The organism is Ferruginibacter sp. SUN106 (genome assembly GCF_050611765.1).
GTDB lineage: Bacteria > Bacteroidota > Bacteroidia > Chitinophagales > Chitinophagaceae > Ferruginibacter.
Genome location: NZ_JBODJC010000003.1, coordinates 616,641 through 633,248 on the forward strand (window position 1 = coordinate 616,641; position 16,608 = coordinate 633,248).

10 protein-coding genes are annotated in these 16,608 nt (G+C 39.1%); 4 read left to right on the forward strand and 6 right to left on the reverse strand.

What is annotated here, in order from left to right; genetic code table 11:
- The first annotated feature begins 139 nt into the window (after positions 1 to 139).
- Entirely contained in the window at positions 140 to 2,575 is a 2,436-nt protein-coding gene (locus ACQ334_RS14205; protein WP_430988897.1) for a prolyl oligopeptidase family serine peptidase, read from the forward strand.
- Positions 2,576 to 2,788: 213 nt separating this feature from the next.
- Entirely contained in the window at positions 2,789 to 4,006 is a 1,218-nt protein-coding gene (locus ACQ334_RS14210; RefSeq protein WP_430988898.1) for a T9SS type A sorting domain-containing protein, read from the forward strand.
- A gap of 86 nt (positions 4,007 to 4,092) precedes the next feature.
- Here the strand turns inward: ACQ334_RS14210 and ACQ334_RS14215 are convergent, their stop codons facing one another.
- Complete coding sequence (locus ACQ334_RS14215; protein ID WP_430988899.1) at positions 4,093 to 5,445, reverse strand: TlpA family protein disulfide reductase; 1,353 nt, start codon at positions 5,443 to 5,445, stop codon at positions 4,093 to 4,095.
- Between the two features lie 25 nt (positions 5,446 to 5,470).
- Here ACQ334_RS14215 and ACQ334_RS14220 point away from each other — a divergent pair, with 25 nt between their 5' ends.
- Both ACQ334_RS14220 and ACQ334_RS14225 read left to right on the forward strand, forming a co-directional pair.
- A complete protein-coding gene (locus tag ACQ334_RS14220; protein WP_430988900.1) occupies positions 5,471 to 5,605 on the forward strand; it encodes a hypothetical protein in 135 nt (44 codons plus the stop codon).
- 10 nt (positions 5,606 to 5,615) lie between these two features.
- Positions 5,616 to 8,024, forward strand: coding sequence for a WG repeat-containing protein (locus ACQ334_RS14225; protein ID WP_430988901.1), 2,409 nt, complete (start codon positions 5,616 to 5,618; stop codon positions 8,022 to 8,024).
- A 48-nt stretch (positions 8,025 to 8,072) separates the two neighbouring features.
- Here ACQ334_RS14225 and ACQ334_RS14230 read toward each other — a convergent pair whose 3' ends face one another.
- The 5 genes from ACQ334_RS14230 to ACQ334_RS14250 form a co-directional block, all read right to left on the reverse strand.
- A complete protein-coding gene (locus ACQ334_RS14230; protein ID WP_430988902.1) occupies positions 8,073 to 10,163 on the reverse strand; it encodes an anti-sigma factor family protein in 2,091 nt (696 codons plus the stop codon).
- Positions 10,156 to 10,695 (reverse strand): RNA polymerase sigma factor, encoded by a 540-nt coding sequence (locus ACQ334_RS14235; RefSeq protein WP_430988903.1) that lies wholly within the window; start codon positions 10,693 to 10,695, stop codon positions 10,156 to 10,158. The genes ACQ334_RS14230 and ACQ334_RS14235 overlap by 8 nt, the downstream gene beginning before the upstream one ends.
- A gap of 66 nt (positions 10,696 to 10,761) precedes the next feature.
- Positions 10,762 to 12,387, reverse strand: coding sequence for a M1 family metallopeptidase (locus tag ACQ334_RS14240; RefSeq protein ID WP_430988904.1), 1,626 nt, complete (start codon positions 12,385 to 12,387; stop codon positions 10,762 to 10,764).
- A gap of 182 nt (positions 12,388 to 12,569) precedes the next feature.
- Positions 12,570 to 14,747, reverse strand: a complete 2,178-nt coding sequence (locus ACQ334_RS14245; RefSeq protein ID WP_430988905.1) for a DPP IV N-terminal domain-containing protein — start codon at positions 14,745 to 14,747, stop codon at positions 12,570 to 12,572.
- Positions 14,748 to 14,944: 197 nt separating this feature from the next.
- On the reverse strand, positions 14,945 to 16,072 hold the full coding sequence (locus tag ACQ334_RS14250; protein WP_430988906.1) for a DUF2911 domain-containing protein: 1,128 nt from the start codon (positions 16,070 to 16,072) through the stop codon (positions 14,945 to 14,947).
- Positions 16,073 to 16,608: the final 536 nt, after the last annotated feature.

Genomic DNA, 16,608 nt, shown 5'->3' on the forward strand with positions numbered 1-16,608 from the left:
AAGACAAAATAATCAAACGCCGGTTTTTATAAATACCCACCCCACGGTATTTATAAGGCCGGTAAATTATCAAAAAACAGTAGCTGATGTATTTTAAAGTATTATTATGCAATATATTTGGGTTTCAAATTGCTGTGAGATGTTTAAACCAAGTTTATGCCTGCTGTTACTAACAGTATCGTTACAATCCTTTGCCCAGAATAAAGCGGGTACATTAACTGTAGCCAAAATAATGAGAGATCCCAAATGGATCGGTACTTCCCCTTCTGACCTCCAATGGAGTAATGACGGCAATACACTTTACTTTAGCTGGAACCCCGAAAAAGCTGCGGCTGATTCGCTCTACTATATTTCTACCAGTAATAAAATTCCTGTAAAGGCAAAGCCGCAGGATATTCAATCCCTCAATAATACAAGTAATTATGTGTATACCTTAAGCAAACTGGCTTATGTATACAGCAAGGATGGGGATATTTTTTATGTGGATACTAAAACAGGAAAGACCAAACGCATTACCCAAACCACAGATGCAGAAAATAATCCGCAATTTTCTTTTAATGAAACCAGGATTGTGTACAACCGTAACCAGAATTTATATGCCTGGGATATTGCAAGCGGTGAAACAATACAGTTAACCAATTTGAAGTCGGGTGATGTTGCAACATCGGCGGCAGGTGGATTTGGCAACCGTGGTGGTAACACTTCTGCAAGAGCAAACAGGGATGGTGGCCCGCAAGGCAATGCACAGGAAGAGTGGTTAAAAAATGACCAGCTGCAATATTTTGAAGTGTTGCGTACAAGAAAAGAAGACAGGGAAAGCGGCGAAGCTTATAACCGTTCTTTACCTAAAACAAAAGAGATCAGGAGTATTAATATAGAAGATAAAATTTTACAGGGACTCAGCATTAGTCCTGATGGCCGGTTTATCAGCTACCGGTTATTTAAAGGCGTTGCCAATCCTAAAACTACCATTGTACCCAGCTATATAACAGAATCAGGTTTTACTACTGATATTAATGGCCGTACAAAAGTTGGTGCATTACAAGCCATGTCTGAATTTTATATTTATGACAGGAACAGGGATACTGTAATTGCGATAAAAACAGATTCTATACCGGGTATAAAAGACCTGCCGGATTATGTAAAGGATTATCCCAAAGACCTGGAACGCCGTACCAAAAACCCTTTAAACAGGGCTGTTACCTTTAATGCTTTAGTATGGTCGCCTAAAGGAAATACTGCACTGGTGGATATAAGAGCCCGGGATAATAAAGACCGCTGGCTGATGTTGTGGGATACAGCTAACGGCGGCCGGTTACAATTGCTGGACAGGCAAAGAGATGAAGCATGGATCGGTGGCCCCGGCATTGGCTTCAGCCGCAATTTTGGGTGGACGGATGATAATACGGTATGGTTTCAATCGGAAGCTACAGGTTATTCTCATTTATACACCATTAATGTAAATACCAAACAAAGAAGGGCATTAACTGCAGGTAAATACGAAGTTGAGCAAGCGCAATTAAGCAGGGATAAAAAATATTTTTACATTGTTACCAATGAAGTGCACCCTGGTGAGCAGCAATTTTATCGCTTAACCATTGCTGATAGTAAGAAGGAACGTATCACCACTATGACCGGTGCCTACCAGGTAACTGTTTCGCCTGACGAAAAATATATCGGCCTTTTATATTCTTATTCCACCAAGCCATGGGAATTATTCTTACAGGAAAATAAACCCGGCGCAAAAGCGGAACAGATCACCAATAAAGCACAAAGCGAAGAATTTAAATCGTATGCATGGCGTGACCCGGAAGTGCTCTCTTTTACTGCCAGTGACGGCGCTGTGGTATATGCCAGAGTTTACAAGCCCACCACACCCCATGCCAATAAACCTGCTGTATTGTTTGTACATGGCGCAGGCTACTTACAAAACGCACATAAATGGTGGAGCAGTTATTACAGGGAATTTATGTTTAATAACCTGCTTGCCGACGAGGGATATTATGTAATGGATATTGATTACCGGGGGAGTGCAGGCTATGGCCGTGACTGGCGCACCGCTATTTACCGCCATATGGGTGGTAAGGACCTGGATGATAATGTAGATGCAGTGAATTACCTGGTAAAAACCTACGGTGTAAATCCACAGCATGTTGGTTTGTATGGTGGTTCATACGGAGGTTTTCTTTCGCTGATGGGTATGTTTAACAAACCTGATGTGTTTGCTGCCGGTGCTGCTTTAAGGCCGGTTACTAACTGGGCCAATTATAACCATGGTTACACCGCTAATATTTTAAATGAACCTTATAACGACAGCCTTGCTTACCGCAGAAGCTCCCCGCTTTATTTTGCCGAAGGATTAAAAGGCCACCTGCTGATATGCCATGGTATGATGGATGTGAATGTGCATTTCCAGGATGCGGTAGAACTATCACAACGTTTGATTGAATTGGGTAAAGATAACTGGCAACTGGCACCTTTCCCTATGGAGGACCATGATTTTGCCGAACCCAGCAGCTGGACGGATGAATACAAAAGGATATTTAAGCTGTTTGAAGACGTGCTGAAAAAATAATCCTGCTATCGTATAATTACTTCGCCAAAATACACTTCTTATACAGGGGTTAGTACGGTTTATTCCGGCATTTACCGTAAAAACCTCCTGATTTTGTACTATTTTCCAGATTCTGGAAAAATAGCTTCCTTCTGTTTTTTTTAAATCATTCATAATAAAGCATTTATGCTATTGGCACGGCTGTGGCATGTAGATGAAAAAATAATTATGAAAATGAAACTTTACATCACACTCACCGCAACAATGATCTTCACCTTACTATTCCAGGTTTCAGCGCAAACCACATTGCCTGATTCTATTTACATAAAAGAAACTTTTGGCACCGGCACCACTAAAGTTGCTTTATCTGCCGGAAGGACTACTTACGCTTTTAATAACAGCAGCAGCCTTAATGATGGCGACTATATGTTGTATAAACAAACCAATGGCCGTCCTGAATGGCATAACAGCAATGACCATACCGGCAATACCAATGGTCGTTGTATGGTGATCAATGCCGGCATGACAGCTGCAGAATTTTACAGGGATACTGTGTATAGCATTACAAGTGGCGTTACCTACAGCATGTATTTATATGTGATGAATACAAATACCTTAGGTACCTGCGGCTCATCGGCACTGTTACCTAAACTACAGTTTATTGTAGAGTCTTATAACCAAACTACAGGGGCATTTGCACAGATCACTACTTTTACAACAGGATTTATTCCTCAATCAGCTTCACCTACATGGGTGGTTGTGGGTAGCAGCTTCTCTGTACCTGCAGGTGTAACCAGCTTACGTTACAGAATTATCAACAACTCATCTGGTGGTTGTGGTAATGATCTTGCTATTGATGACATTACTTTTGCAAGAGCAGCAAGCATTCCTGGTCCTTTACCAGTAACAGGTCTGGAAGCTTCGGTTCAACGTTCAGGTGATAATGTATCTGTACAATGGCAGACTTTATCAGAAAGCAATACCCGCAATTTTATTGTAGAAAAAAGTGCTGATGCAACTAACTGGGTAGCGATGGATTCTGCTACAGCAGCAGGTTACAGCCAGAGCCTGCGTTTATACCACAGCACTGATACTAAACCCGGCAGCATCAATTATTACCGCATTAAACAGGTTGATAATAACGGACGTATCACTTATTCTAATACAGTGCGTATGGTAATGGCTGCTAACAGCATCAACGCAAATACTTTTCCTAATCCTTTTGTAAACCAGGTTCAGGTTGACCTGAACAGTACAGCCAATCAAAAAGTAACGATCACTTTCAGTGATGCAAGTGGCAGAAAATTATTACAGCAAAACTGGACAGTAGTAAAAGGTAATAACAGCACTGTTTTAACCCAGGTACAGCAATTGCCGGTGGGTATGTATATTATCAGCATCAATAATGCAGATGGTGCAAGCCTGTATAAAACAAAACTAATTAAAAATTAAATTTCTTGTGGTGGTGGATGGTTAAAGTCAGGCTGCCTGTTTACAGGCAGTTTTTTTATTTTGTATTATTTGTGTTGAAATGTATGCTATTGTAATAAACCATCAATAATACCCGTAATTTTTTTTGATGAAGGCAGCGGTGCATTCATATCTACCATTTTAAAATCTTTACCGATCAATAAGGTCCTGGGAATGCCCACAATATTGTACGCATTCAGTTTATTGCGGTTGACGAGCCATTGATAGCCTGTGGCTTTTCTGCCACTCACACTACCCTTCCATAAAGTTTCATTATCTTCAATAGATAAAGAAATAAAAACAATGTTCGGGTTACTGGCGTACTTTTCTTTCAAGGTTTCATAGTGTGGCATTTCCTGCATGCAGGGGCCGCACCAGGTAGCCCATAAATCTATATAAATTACTTTGCCTTTAAGGCTGCTGAGTGCAATCGTTTTGCCATTAGTATCTGTAGCCGTAAAATCTGCGGCCGTATCTCCTTTACCAAATTGCAGCAAAGCAGAGAATGATTGATTAACTGCATTGCGGTAAGGAGCCGTTTTTATCGTTTTAATTTCAGGTTTAAAATTTTCCAGCAATTGTTTATCACTAACCAGTTTTAATTTTTCAATTATGGCAGTAGCCTGCAGCCAATCTTTTATTTGTTGCAGGTCTTTTACTTTTCCATGTTGTGTTGATAGAGTATCTGCAAGATCTCTGTAAACCACCAGTTTTAAAAAGGATGCTTCAGTAAAATCTTTCAAATACTTATCTACATAAGGTTTTATTAATGCTGCATACTCATCTCCATATTGTTTCAGTTTTACCGAATCTTTTTGAATTGCTCTTGGCCTGTAAAAAGATATCTGCCCGTCAAGCAGGCTGTTAATAATATCTGCCTGTATCCTTCCTTTTTCCAATCGTTTAAATTCAGCCGTTACTGTTTTCAAACTATCTAATTGTCTGGTGCGTAATGCAGCGGCACTCAAAATATAATCAATGGTTTGTTGCGGAGTGGGTTGTGCTTTGGTACCGGCTTCCATATATGATCCTCCTTTTGGAAAAGGGGTAAACCGTAAAAAATGATTGGCTTCGCTGCCCCTGCCCTCAAATATTGCCACTGTTGGATTGTTATAATCAATAAATACTTTCAGGTTATCACCCGGAGACAGGTATAAAGCATTTCTTCCTATACGGAAATAGTTGGGCGCAGTAATTTTAAATTTGATATAGAATTGTCCATTGGCTGCATCGGGCACAACTAAACGCTCTATTGTTTTGGGCAGCAGGTATTGTAACTCCGACATATCTTCCACTTCCACTTCATTGCTGAAATGCGCCAGTGTTCCCCTTATCTCTACAAGGTTTTTATTGGTTTGTGCTATTGTTAAACTACTATTGAAACAACAAAAGCAAATAAGTACCAGTATATTTTTTTTCATAAAAGAAGATTAAACCAAATATACAATGATATATAATTACGATGGAGAGAGTCCGCCGAATCTTTTATCAGCATTGCCAGGTTTTAAAATACCCACCAGCACTTATTATAACCATTTGTATTCTAAAGATATTTGTCCATATATCATCCGCTTAAAATGATAATCGCAAAATGAAAAAATTACCCGTTGTTTTTACTATTGCATTGCTTACATTTTTATATACCAATTCCTTTGCACAGGCAGGCATAGGTGCCCGTATAGGAACCGATTCAATAGCAACCGGCAGATGGCCCTATATTATTGAGATACTGGAAAATTCCCCGGCAGCAGAAAGCAACCTGCTGGGATTTGCCTGGATCACTGCAGTGGATGGTGCTTCTACACAAAACCTGAATGTAGGTGATGTGGTAAAAATGATCGGCGGAGCAGAAGGCACAACAGTAATCATACGTATGAAAGACAACGGTGTGGAAACTGATGTACCTGTTGTACGCCGGAAGTATGTGCTTAAAGATGCATTGACTTTAATTACGCCTTCATTAATTCCTTACCGGTATGGTAAGGTTTGGGGTTATGCCAACCAGCAAAAGAAAATAATTATCCCTACCATTTACCAGGACGCCACACCTTTTTCTGAAGGGGTTGCCGCTGTTAACCTTAATGGTAAATGGGGCATTATTGATTCACTGGGCAATACGGTACTTGCACCCACTTACGGTTCAATACAAAAAGCACAGGAAGGCAGAATGACTTATAGCAGTGGTGGTGTATATGGTTTTTTAGATACCAAAGGCAAAGTGATCGTTGCTGCAAAATATAAGTATGTTTATCCTTTTGTAAATGGCTTTGCAAAAGTAAAAGCAGTTAACGGTTACTATGGTTTTATTGATAAAACAGGTAAAGAAATTACCGAGATGAAGTACGATGACGCTGATGATTTTAATTATGGTCTTGCCGCTGTGGCACTTAATAAACACTATGCTTTTATTAATGGATACGGAAGAGAAGTAACGCCCTTTAAATATGAGTTCTCTATTTATTTTCCAAAATTTTCTAATGGATTATGCAAAGTATATGATGGCAAACGCTACGGGTATATAGACCAGTATGGCAAAGAAATGCTGAATTGCAAATACAAAAATGCCGAGAATTTTAAAAATGGCGTTGCTGCTATTGTAGAAGATGATATTGCCGGCAACCCTACAGGCAGGTGGACGCTGATAAACAAGAAAGGGGAAACATTGAGTGCAGAAAGATTCGGACAGGTAAATGGTGGTTATTCCAATGGCATGATAGCAGTAAGCAAAGGAAGTAATTTTACCGATAACTATGGCTACAGCAATAAAAGAGGCAAGATGGATATTGATGTTCAATTCAATTACGCCGGTGAATTTATAAATGGCTATGCTACAGTTGCCGATGATGATTATAATTATTATCCTATCAATGGTGCAGGTGAAAGAGTAACAGCAGATGACTACGAAAAAATAACCACTTTCAACAACGGGATAGTGATACTGGAAAGAAAGGACAATAAAAAAGCTTTTGCCACGCAGGCAGGAAAATATAAACCCTTTACAGATTTTAAATATGATTATGCTTATGAATTTAATAACGGTATTGCCTGGGTGAATTTTAATGGCGGTGCCGACCTAGGTTATTATATTGATGCAAAGGGCAATGAGTATTATGATGCTGCGGCTGCTGCAATAGCAATAAAAAAATCGGAAGATGATAAATATGTGAACAAGCCAAATGAATTAAATCAACACCCATCAGATGGCGGTACGGAAATAAAAAAAGATGATGTATATGTTGGTTATTTGTCAACCGGCGATCAGAAAGCAGCCATATCTTCTGACAAGCAGGAACGCTATATTGATAATTATCCAATTACCGTTAAAGCCGGCGATCGTTTAAAATTGAATATCAGCTCCATGGAGTTTACCATTGCTGCTATACTGCAATCTCCTTCCGGTAAACAAGCCATTATGATCGGCGATGCCAATCAATTTCAAAGCTCAGCTAAATTAGATACGGTATTACAGGAAGAAGGCATGTATACTTTTTACATCACGTCTTCTGAACCGGGAAAGACGGGCCGTTACTCTGCTGGTAAAAAATTAGCTTCCCCTGCAGCAATGACGTTAAACTCCAATGCAGATTTTTGTACCAGGTTGAATTATATAGAAAAACATGCGGATGCTTATTTTGAATTTGCATCAGGAGATGTTGTAAAAGTGGAGAAAGGAATTTTTACAGCAACCTTTTATGCTACAACTGCTGAACTGGTAAAAGGCAAGACTGCTACAATTGAAAAAGGGTTCCGCACATTATACAGCAGTACTATATTTTCTGCAACCAATAAAAAAGATGTGGAGAAGAAATTCAATGAGTACGAAAAACTCATCCGTTCCTGCTTAGTTGATGACTGGGAATTTAAGATCAGTGATGACCCCACTGATAAAGATGGTAAGATACACACTTTAACTGCCACCACCGGTTATGTAAGAAGCCTGAACATGAGTATTGTGATGGATAAGGCGGGTAATTATTCTTTGACAGTAGAAATAAAATAATTGCTTTTTGAAGATGCGCTGCAGTTTTAAAAAACTGCAGCGCATCTTTTATTTTTTACCTCCGCATGTAAAAATTGCTGCTGCAATCTTTTCCCTGAACTCCATATCTTTTTGCAATTGTACCAGCCTTATGGTTTCCTGTTGTTCAAACAACTGGTAGTTAACATCTTTTTTAAGTGCTTCACTTTTGCTAAGCGAATAGGTGCTTAACGATTTACGCAATGCTACATCTGTAACAGGGAATACGCTTAAAATATAATCTTTCGCCTGTACATTTTCTTGTTTGAAAAAATAAGCCTGCGTTCCTTTATAGGCTACTACTACAGCTTCGTACTTAAACAGCCCGTTAAGTTGTTCTTTAAACACGTTGCCTTCTTTTGCTACTCTTTGAAAGCTGGTGAGGCTATCAGGAATTAAATAGACCAGCACCCGATCGAACTGTGCGGCATTTTCAATTGTAAAAGAAACACCGGTATAAGTAATTGTTGCAGTTTTTCCACTGAGCCCATCTTTGTAAGTCATACTCTGGCGTTTTACTGTAGCATCATAAACATATGCATCTAAATTCTTCCAGCCGGTACTGCTGATGGTAGTATTGTAATATTGTGTGGAGGAAGGCGGCCTTAAATTATTGTTGCAATCATGGGCCTGACCGATCTGCCTGTAAGCATCAGTAACATTCGCACAAAACTCTTCCCTGAAATTGTTATTTGTTCTTGTAAAATCATCAATCAATTGTCCACGTCTTTTTACATCTGCAATTGTACTTAAACTATCTAATGTATGCTGGTATTTAGTCCATGTTTTTGCAGCGGCATCTTTATAGGCTTTATATTTCTGTTGAAAATAATTGCTGAGTTTTTGCTGCATACCATTTGCAATTATCACACCACCATCTTTTCTCTGTTCAAACTCAATAAATTTATACCTTACAGCTGCACTCATGTTACTTTCCATATTATTAAAACTACTAGCACAAAGCTCATCTACCTTGTACAAAGGTTTATCCAGGTTATTAAGGTATAATTCCAGGAAGAAAGAAGTACATAAAGTATGCATATACTGTAGTCTTTCTTCAAATTCTTTTGTAGCAAGAAAAGTATTGTTGAATTTTTTGTTCCAGAAAGCTCTTATTATAGAAGGGTCTACCTGGTAAGGCGAGAAATCAGTTGAGATATCAAATGCGATCTTTGATTTTGCTAATGAATCCAATATTTTTTTCAACTTCCCGGTATCTGCAGAAAGATAATCATTTCCTTCTTTTTGAATTTGCACAGCAGAATCGCCTCTGACTTCCTCCCTAACACTTGGTTGATTTGGGTAACCACTGAAAGAATAATACAAACTATCGGTATACTTTTTATTCTGATATGCTTTACCCAATGCTTTTAGTGCAGGAATATATTTAGGCGGATAAAAATCCAGTGTGGTAATATCATAAGTGCGTAATTTTTTCTCTACCGGTTTAGGGTTAACCCAATTAATATTTCCGCTGCTGTCCTCTACCCCATCAAATAATTGCATTTCAGGATTGACAGTATCAGCCGGCACACTTACACTGATATCTTTTGCCAGCGGCACTGCTTTGCCATCTACAAAGCCATTGATATAAAACATACCGGCAGTTTGCAATAAAGCCTCATTGCTTGTTGTGGAAAGCCCGTTATTGATGATATCGTAGGCATTTAAAGCGGTCTTAATTTCCAACTGCACTGTTTTTCCGTCTGTATTGAATGCATTAGCAGGTATACCGAATACAACGCCGTCTTTGGTTTCAATAATAGTATCTGCTGCATTATTGATCTCAAATTTCTCCACTGCTTTATTTTGCTCCTGCTTAATTTTTTCTTCTGCAGCTTTATTATTTCTCAAAGAGAAAAATAAAACTGCAGCAATAGCAACTACGCCGATAACAGAGCCCCATTGCAACAATTGTTTTGTAATAATTTTTTTACGGATGGCTTTTGTAAATTCAGCTTTTAATCCGGCTGTAGTAGCCGCTTTTATAATTTGCTGTTGCAAATGCATTTCCTGCTGTAGTACTTTATCAGTTGCTAATTGATCTTCAAAAGCCAATCTTTCCTCAGCACTCATTTCATTTTGCAGGTAGCGGTCTATTAATATGCTGTTATTATTCATGAGTGCCGTTTTTAGAAAGGGTTAAGTAATTGTCTTTTGCTTTTTGCATACACCTGTACTTCTGGTTCTTTGCAACCCTTTCATCGCTGAATGATAGCGCTGCAGCAATTTCTTTAAAGCTTTGTTTTTTAAAATAGAAGAGAATGAGCAGCTCTTTGCATTTTTCTCCCAGTAAATTAAATGCTGCATTGGCAAATGCAAAGCCGGACTCTTCATCAGTTGTTGCAGCAGCAATATCACCAGGAGCTTCGCCGGGTGGTAGTTTTTTTCGTTGCCGTAATTCCTGCAGCCAGCAATTTTTCACCACGGCCAGCAGGTAAGTTTTCAAGGGTACGGTTAAAATAAAATTACCGGCATGTATTTTTTTATACAATATCACCAAAGCATCCTGGAAGATATCCTGTGCATCATCAGGCGTGCCGCTATTGGCTTTAACGTATTGCTTTACGGTGGGCAAAATATTGTACAGGCCTTTTATAGCCAGCGAATATTTATTGTTTTGTAAATGGTCTATAATTTCTTTATCAGTCATTGAAGGGCGCTTATATTACTTAATGCCAGTTTTGGCAAAAGGTCATCAAATAAAATAAAATATTTTTCAGAAAGAAGTTGGCCCAGGTACAGTTACCGTGTATTTACTTATGGCCTGCCACAGTAGTTGGGTATTGGGATCTGGTATAACATCGATAACTTTCTCATTAACAGAAAAGGCCTTTACCGTTTTTCTTTTTTGAACCGGTATTGATTTTAACAGCTTCCCTTTTTCTGTTATTAATAAAAATTCCATGGGGAAACTAAATAAACCGGCCTGTTGCTGTCCGATCGTTATCAGCACCTTCTTTTTAACCGGGTCATATTTCCAATCTGTTGAAACTACCGGGATACCCGGCTTATACAACCATTGCTTAAAGAATACCTGTAAATGCTGGTGCGAAAGTTTTTCTGCTGTAGCAATAAAATTTTCGGATGATGCATTACTGCCGGCATATTTGCGGTACTGTTCACGGATGATATTTTTAAACACACTGTCACCCACTTTATTTCTCAACATGTGTAATACCCAGGCTCCTTTTTGATACGAATTGGCATTGAGTAATTTTTTATAATTGGAAGTGGTATCAATAACCGGGGACAAAGTGCGTTTGGTAAAGTCGATCACTTTATCTCTTTCACCACCTAAGCGATGCAACATACTATCCCTTCCATATTTTGATTCTAAATAGATATCCGTTAAGTAAGTGGCAAAACCTTCACTTAGCCAGAGGTGTTTGAAATTGCTTTCTGTAACCATATCACCAAACCACTGGTGTGCAATTTCATGTGCCAGCAGGTCTTCTACCTTGCCTTTGCCGGTTACTGATCTTTCAAAATAAAAAATAGCCCCGGCATTTTCCATACCGCCAAAAATAGTTTTCGATTGTACATTCGCCAGTTTTTTATACCCATAAGGGCCAATGTAATTAATAAAGTATTGCAGAATATCTTTTGCCTTTGCATAATCATAAAAACCTTGTTCTTTATCATCCTGGTACACCCAGCTGGTTACCGGTATATCACCTGCATAGCCTGCATCGCTTACTGCAAAATCAGCTGCACCTATCACCATTACTTTTGTTGGCAAGGGCACATCTTCTTTCCAGTGGGTGAGCTTTACAGAATCATTTAGCCTATGTTCATCTGTCATTACACCATTACTTACGATGCTGTAATGCGATGGTGCAGTAACGATAAACGCAACGCTTGCTTTATCTGAAGGAATATCATTACAAGGCAACCAATAGCGGGCACGGTCTGGCCAGTTATCACCAAAAAAAGTACGTTTATTGAAAAGGTTTTTACTAATAATAAGCCCGTCGGCAGGTATCCCTTTGTATTTTACAATTACAGTCTGGCTATCACCGGCTTTTGCCATTGCGTGTAACCGTATCAGTAACTTATCATTATTGTGTTCAAAGGTGGCCAACTTTAAATCTGTCATTGTACTTATCACCTGCATGCCTTTTCCACTGCTGTTAATATTGCCAAGATCGAGTTGTATTGACGAGGTATTCTTTAAAAATTTTATGTGCATAATGGCGGTGCCATTTATTGTATCGGTATTATCGGAAAGAATAAGATCAAACGTATAATGCTGCACATCAATGGAGGTGTTATTTTGTGCATGGGCTATACCACTGAAAACAAAAAAGCAAAAGTTAATTAAGGAAAGGAATTTAAAGCGCATTGATAAATTTTACAGATTTCAGAAATAGTAGTTGTTGCTATAGAAAAATAACAATTGAAAAAAGACATGACCGTAACATAGCGATCTTTTTGATGATTAAATATAATACAAAAACAAAGATGCTGTATCACTTGCGTAATACAGCATCTCTATAAAATACCGATACAATTAAATTACTGGCCTTAGTCAGTTTTTATTTTATATTCTTTTGGTGTTTCTGCACCTTGCAGGTTCTTTACAAAATAGTCCCAGCGGCGGCGCATCATATAATAGCTATCGGCACCATAACCGTGGTGTGCATTAGGGAAGATCACCAGGTCGAAATCTTTATTGGCTTTTTCCAATGCTTCTACTACCAGGTAAGTATTGTAAGGCGGAACATTATCGTCCATATTACCGTGCGCCAGCATTAATTTCCCCTTTAAACCTGTAGCAAAATTCTGGTTGGCCTGACCATCATAATTTGATTTACCGCCGGTTTCTCTTGTCATCAGGCCAATATATCTTTCGCCCCAATCATCCTCATAATTTCTGTTCTCATGATTACCTGATTCGGAAATACCAACTTTATAAAAATCAGGATAACGGAACATCGCTGCTGCGGTGGCGAAGCCGCCGCCGGAATGCCCCCATACACCTACACGGTCAAGGTCCATATAAGGGCGTGTTGCAGCCAGTTGTTTTATTCCACCTATCTGGTCTTCTAAAGTATTATCGGCCATATTGCCATAGCATACATTATGAAAAGATTTGGAGCGGCCGGGGTTACAGGTACCATCAATTACTACTACAACAAAGCCTAATTCAGCCAGCGCCTGGTTATCACCACGGGAAGGGCTAAACGAACGTCCGCCTACGCCACCTCCCTGCGGCCCGGGATAGATATAATTGATGATGGGGTATTTTTTTGATTTATCAAGATTGGTGGGAGAAAACATCAAACCATATAAATCCCATTTGCCATCACGTGATTTTACTGTGATGGGCTCGGGTGCTTTCCAACCGGAAGCTACCAGTTTTGTAATATCAGCCTTTTCTAATGTGGCTATTAATTTCCCTTTTACATCTCTTAAAACTGAAACAGGAGGTACATCCGGTTTTGAATAGTTATCAACAATGTATTTATTATCGGGAGACAAAGTAATATTATGATTACCATCTTCAGGTGTAAGCAGCATTAAATTTTTACCACTGAAATCTACCCGGTAAAAATGGCTGAAATAAGGATCTTGTCCTTTTTCACGGCCATTGGCTTCAAAATATAAAACACGGCTTTTTTCATCTACTTTTATTAATCGTGTAACTACAAAATTACCTTTGGTAATTTGAGCATTGAGTTTACCGGTGTTAGCGTCATACATATACAAGTGCCCCCAGTCATCTCTTTCAGAATACCAGATAATTTCATTGGTGCCAGCTAAAAAATGCCAGTTCACACTCCCCTGCCCGCTTTCATATTGTGTAGCTACTTTTTCTTCAAATATTTCTTTTACATCGCCGGTTGCAGCATCTGCTATCCGCATCTTTTCTTCTTTATGATCCCTTGAAGTAGAAACAAAAGCTAATTTAGACCCATCGGTACTCCATTCATTATCATCAAAAGAACCCGAGCAGGCAATATCATCACATAGTGTTCCTCTTCTTGGATCGGAAGGAATTTTTAAACGGATCACTTTAGGTTGATCCACTTCAATAATTACTCTTTCAATACGGATTATATCTTTATCTACCGGCAATGGATATTTCCAGGCTTCTAATTTAGGGGTGCCTACATTGGTTGACACCAGGTACATATCACTTACATTGCGTTGGTCCTGCTGAAAAGTGGCGATCTTTTTTGAATCGGGTGACCATAATAAAATGGCACGGTCGCTATGTTTCCATCCTGCATTATCGGTAGCATAACCATAATCTTTTATGCCATCGGTGGTTAATTGTGTTTCCTGTTTACTGGCCACATCACGTACCCATAAATTCCAGTTACGTATAAAGGCTGCTTTTTTGCCATCAGGAGAAAGTACTTCCGGCGAACCTCCAGCACGCCGGCCTCCCATTGCCGGTGCTTTATCATTACCGCCTTCGGGCAATATTGATTTAAGATCAGTACCTGTTTTACGACTGCCATCAGCAGGGTTAATGAGCACAAATTGTTTTCCGGCGGCAGTGTTTACCGAATACCAGAATTTACCATCCGGCAGCCAAACGGGGCTAACATTACTGTTGTACACTAATTTGCTGGTGTTGAAACTCAGAAACTTTGTTGCCTGGTCGTAATCGGCGGTGGTTTTTTTGTCTTGTTGTGCAAATGAAGCCCCGGCAATAAGCAAGCTTACTGCCGATGTAATAAAGATTTTTTTCATACTCAATTTTGTTTCAGTTTGATTATTTGTTCATGCTCTTTTAAGAAGGCTGTAAAGGCCAATTACCTGCAATCAAATTTATAGATAAAAAATGAAGAAACGTATGCCCTTAAAGGGATTGTGATGAGCGGAGTTGATATAAGTAAGGCAACTGAAACAGTTGCCTTACTTTAAAAAATTAATTGATAGCGTAACTGTTACAACGCTTTACCTTTTGATAAAGTTTCTACAGCATTACTGATAATTTTCTTCACTTCTTCATTGGGTGCCTGTGCCAATGCAGCTTTACCATATTCCAATGCTTTTTTCAAATCACCGGCTGCAGAGTAACCTCTCATTAATCCTGCATTGGTAGGCCATATGCCTTTGAATTTTTTATAGTTCAGTTCAAATACTTCAATAGCTTCTTTTACTTTATTTTCTGTAAGTAATTGCCTGCCATAATTATGTAATTCTGTAACACTGGCATTATCCATTGCGGCCTGCATCATTTTTGCCGCTTCTTCTTTTTTATTCAGTTTGTTCAACAAACCGGCTTTGGTAGATAATGCCCTGAAAGAACTTACACCACCTAAAGCAGGGTCAACAGCAGAATTGATCCATACCAATGCCTCATCTGTATTTACATTATTCTGTAAGCACCAGGTGGCAGCAGACTCCAGGCTTGGAGGATCGAAACCTGCGGCGCCACTCATTTGCGCACGGATATAAGCCAGCGTGGTTTTTACCAGGTCAATTTCTACAGTGAATGGTATGCGCCAACGCTCCCACTCTAAACTTAGCTCAACCGATTTATTGGTTTGCTTTGAAAAAGTATAGTCTAATCTTTCCTTACTTTCCTTCATATCTTTTTGCTGGTGTGTGGTAACACGTAACACATCCATATCGCTTTTATAAAAATAGCTGCCCCAGCCAGCGGTATTTTTATTAAAGATGAGTGTGCAGGAATCCGGATACAGCGCAATAAAAAAGCCATACTTACCTGCGGCCAGCGGCACTCCATTTATTGTAACATCAGTTGAAAAAGAAATGGTGGTACTTTCATCAGCACCGGCTCTCCATGGCGATTGCACATAAGAACCAAAACCCAACACAGAGAATCCGTAATAAGCTACATCAGTGCCCCATATTTTTCCTTCACGCCCTTTTACGCCGGGGGCATTCCAGTTAACGGCAATTTCGGTAGCACCAAGCTGCCGGGCAGTTTTGCATTTATAATTTACATTTCCATCAGGCATCCGCATCATTTGCGCTGTGGCGGAATTGTACATCAACAAAAATGAAAGAGAATAAAGAACGGTTGTAATGGCGATACATTTTTTCATAAACAGCGATTTAATTTGAATGAATAAGCGGTTATAAAAATAACCTGAAACCGGCAGACTTTATTTCCGTTCATATAAAATCAACCTGGTTGCAAGAAGTAGTTTGTTGCAACCAATTACACAGGTTTTCACTAATAGGGCTTTCTTATTCGTGTTAATTCGGATAATTAGTGGCAACAAATTTTCAGGTGCAAGAATCTATTTATTCTTTTCTCAGTGGCTTTTTAAAAAAGAAAAAACCTTCATTGCTGAAGGTCTTTCACAGAAATTGGCAGGATACGATGGCCAATTATGGCGCACCGGGATTCATAGGATCGGTTTCAGTTTTTCATAGGGTTCGATTTGGCTTTCACAGGATCGGTTTGGTTTCAGAGATATGGATATTGGGATGCTTTAACAACACAAAGATGCGGCTTTAATAAAAAAGTTATTGTAATATACGGCAGGTAAGTTTTGTAGTTGTATTACGAGAGAAGGATAATAAGATAGCTAAGGAAGAAACGCAGAAAATAAACCCGGTTCAATAAAAAACGCAG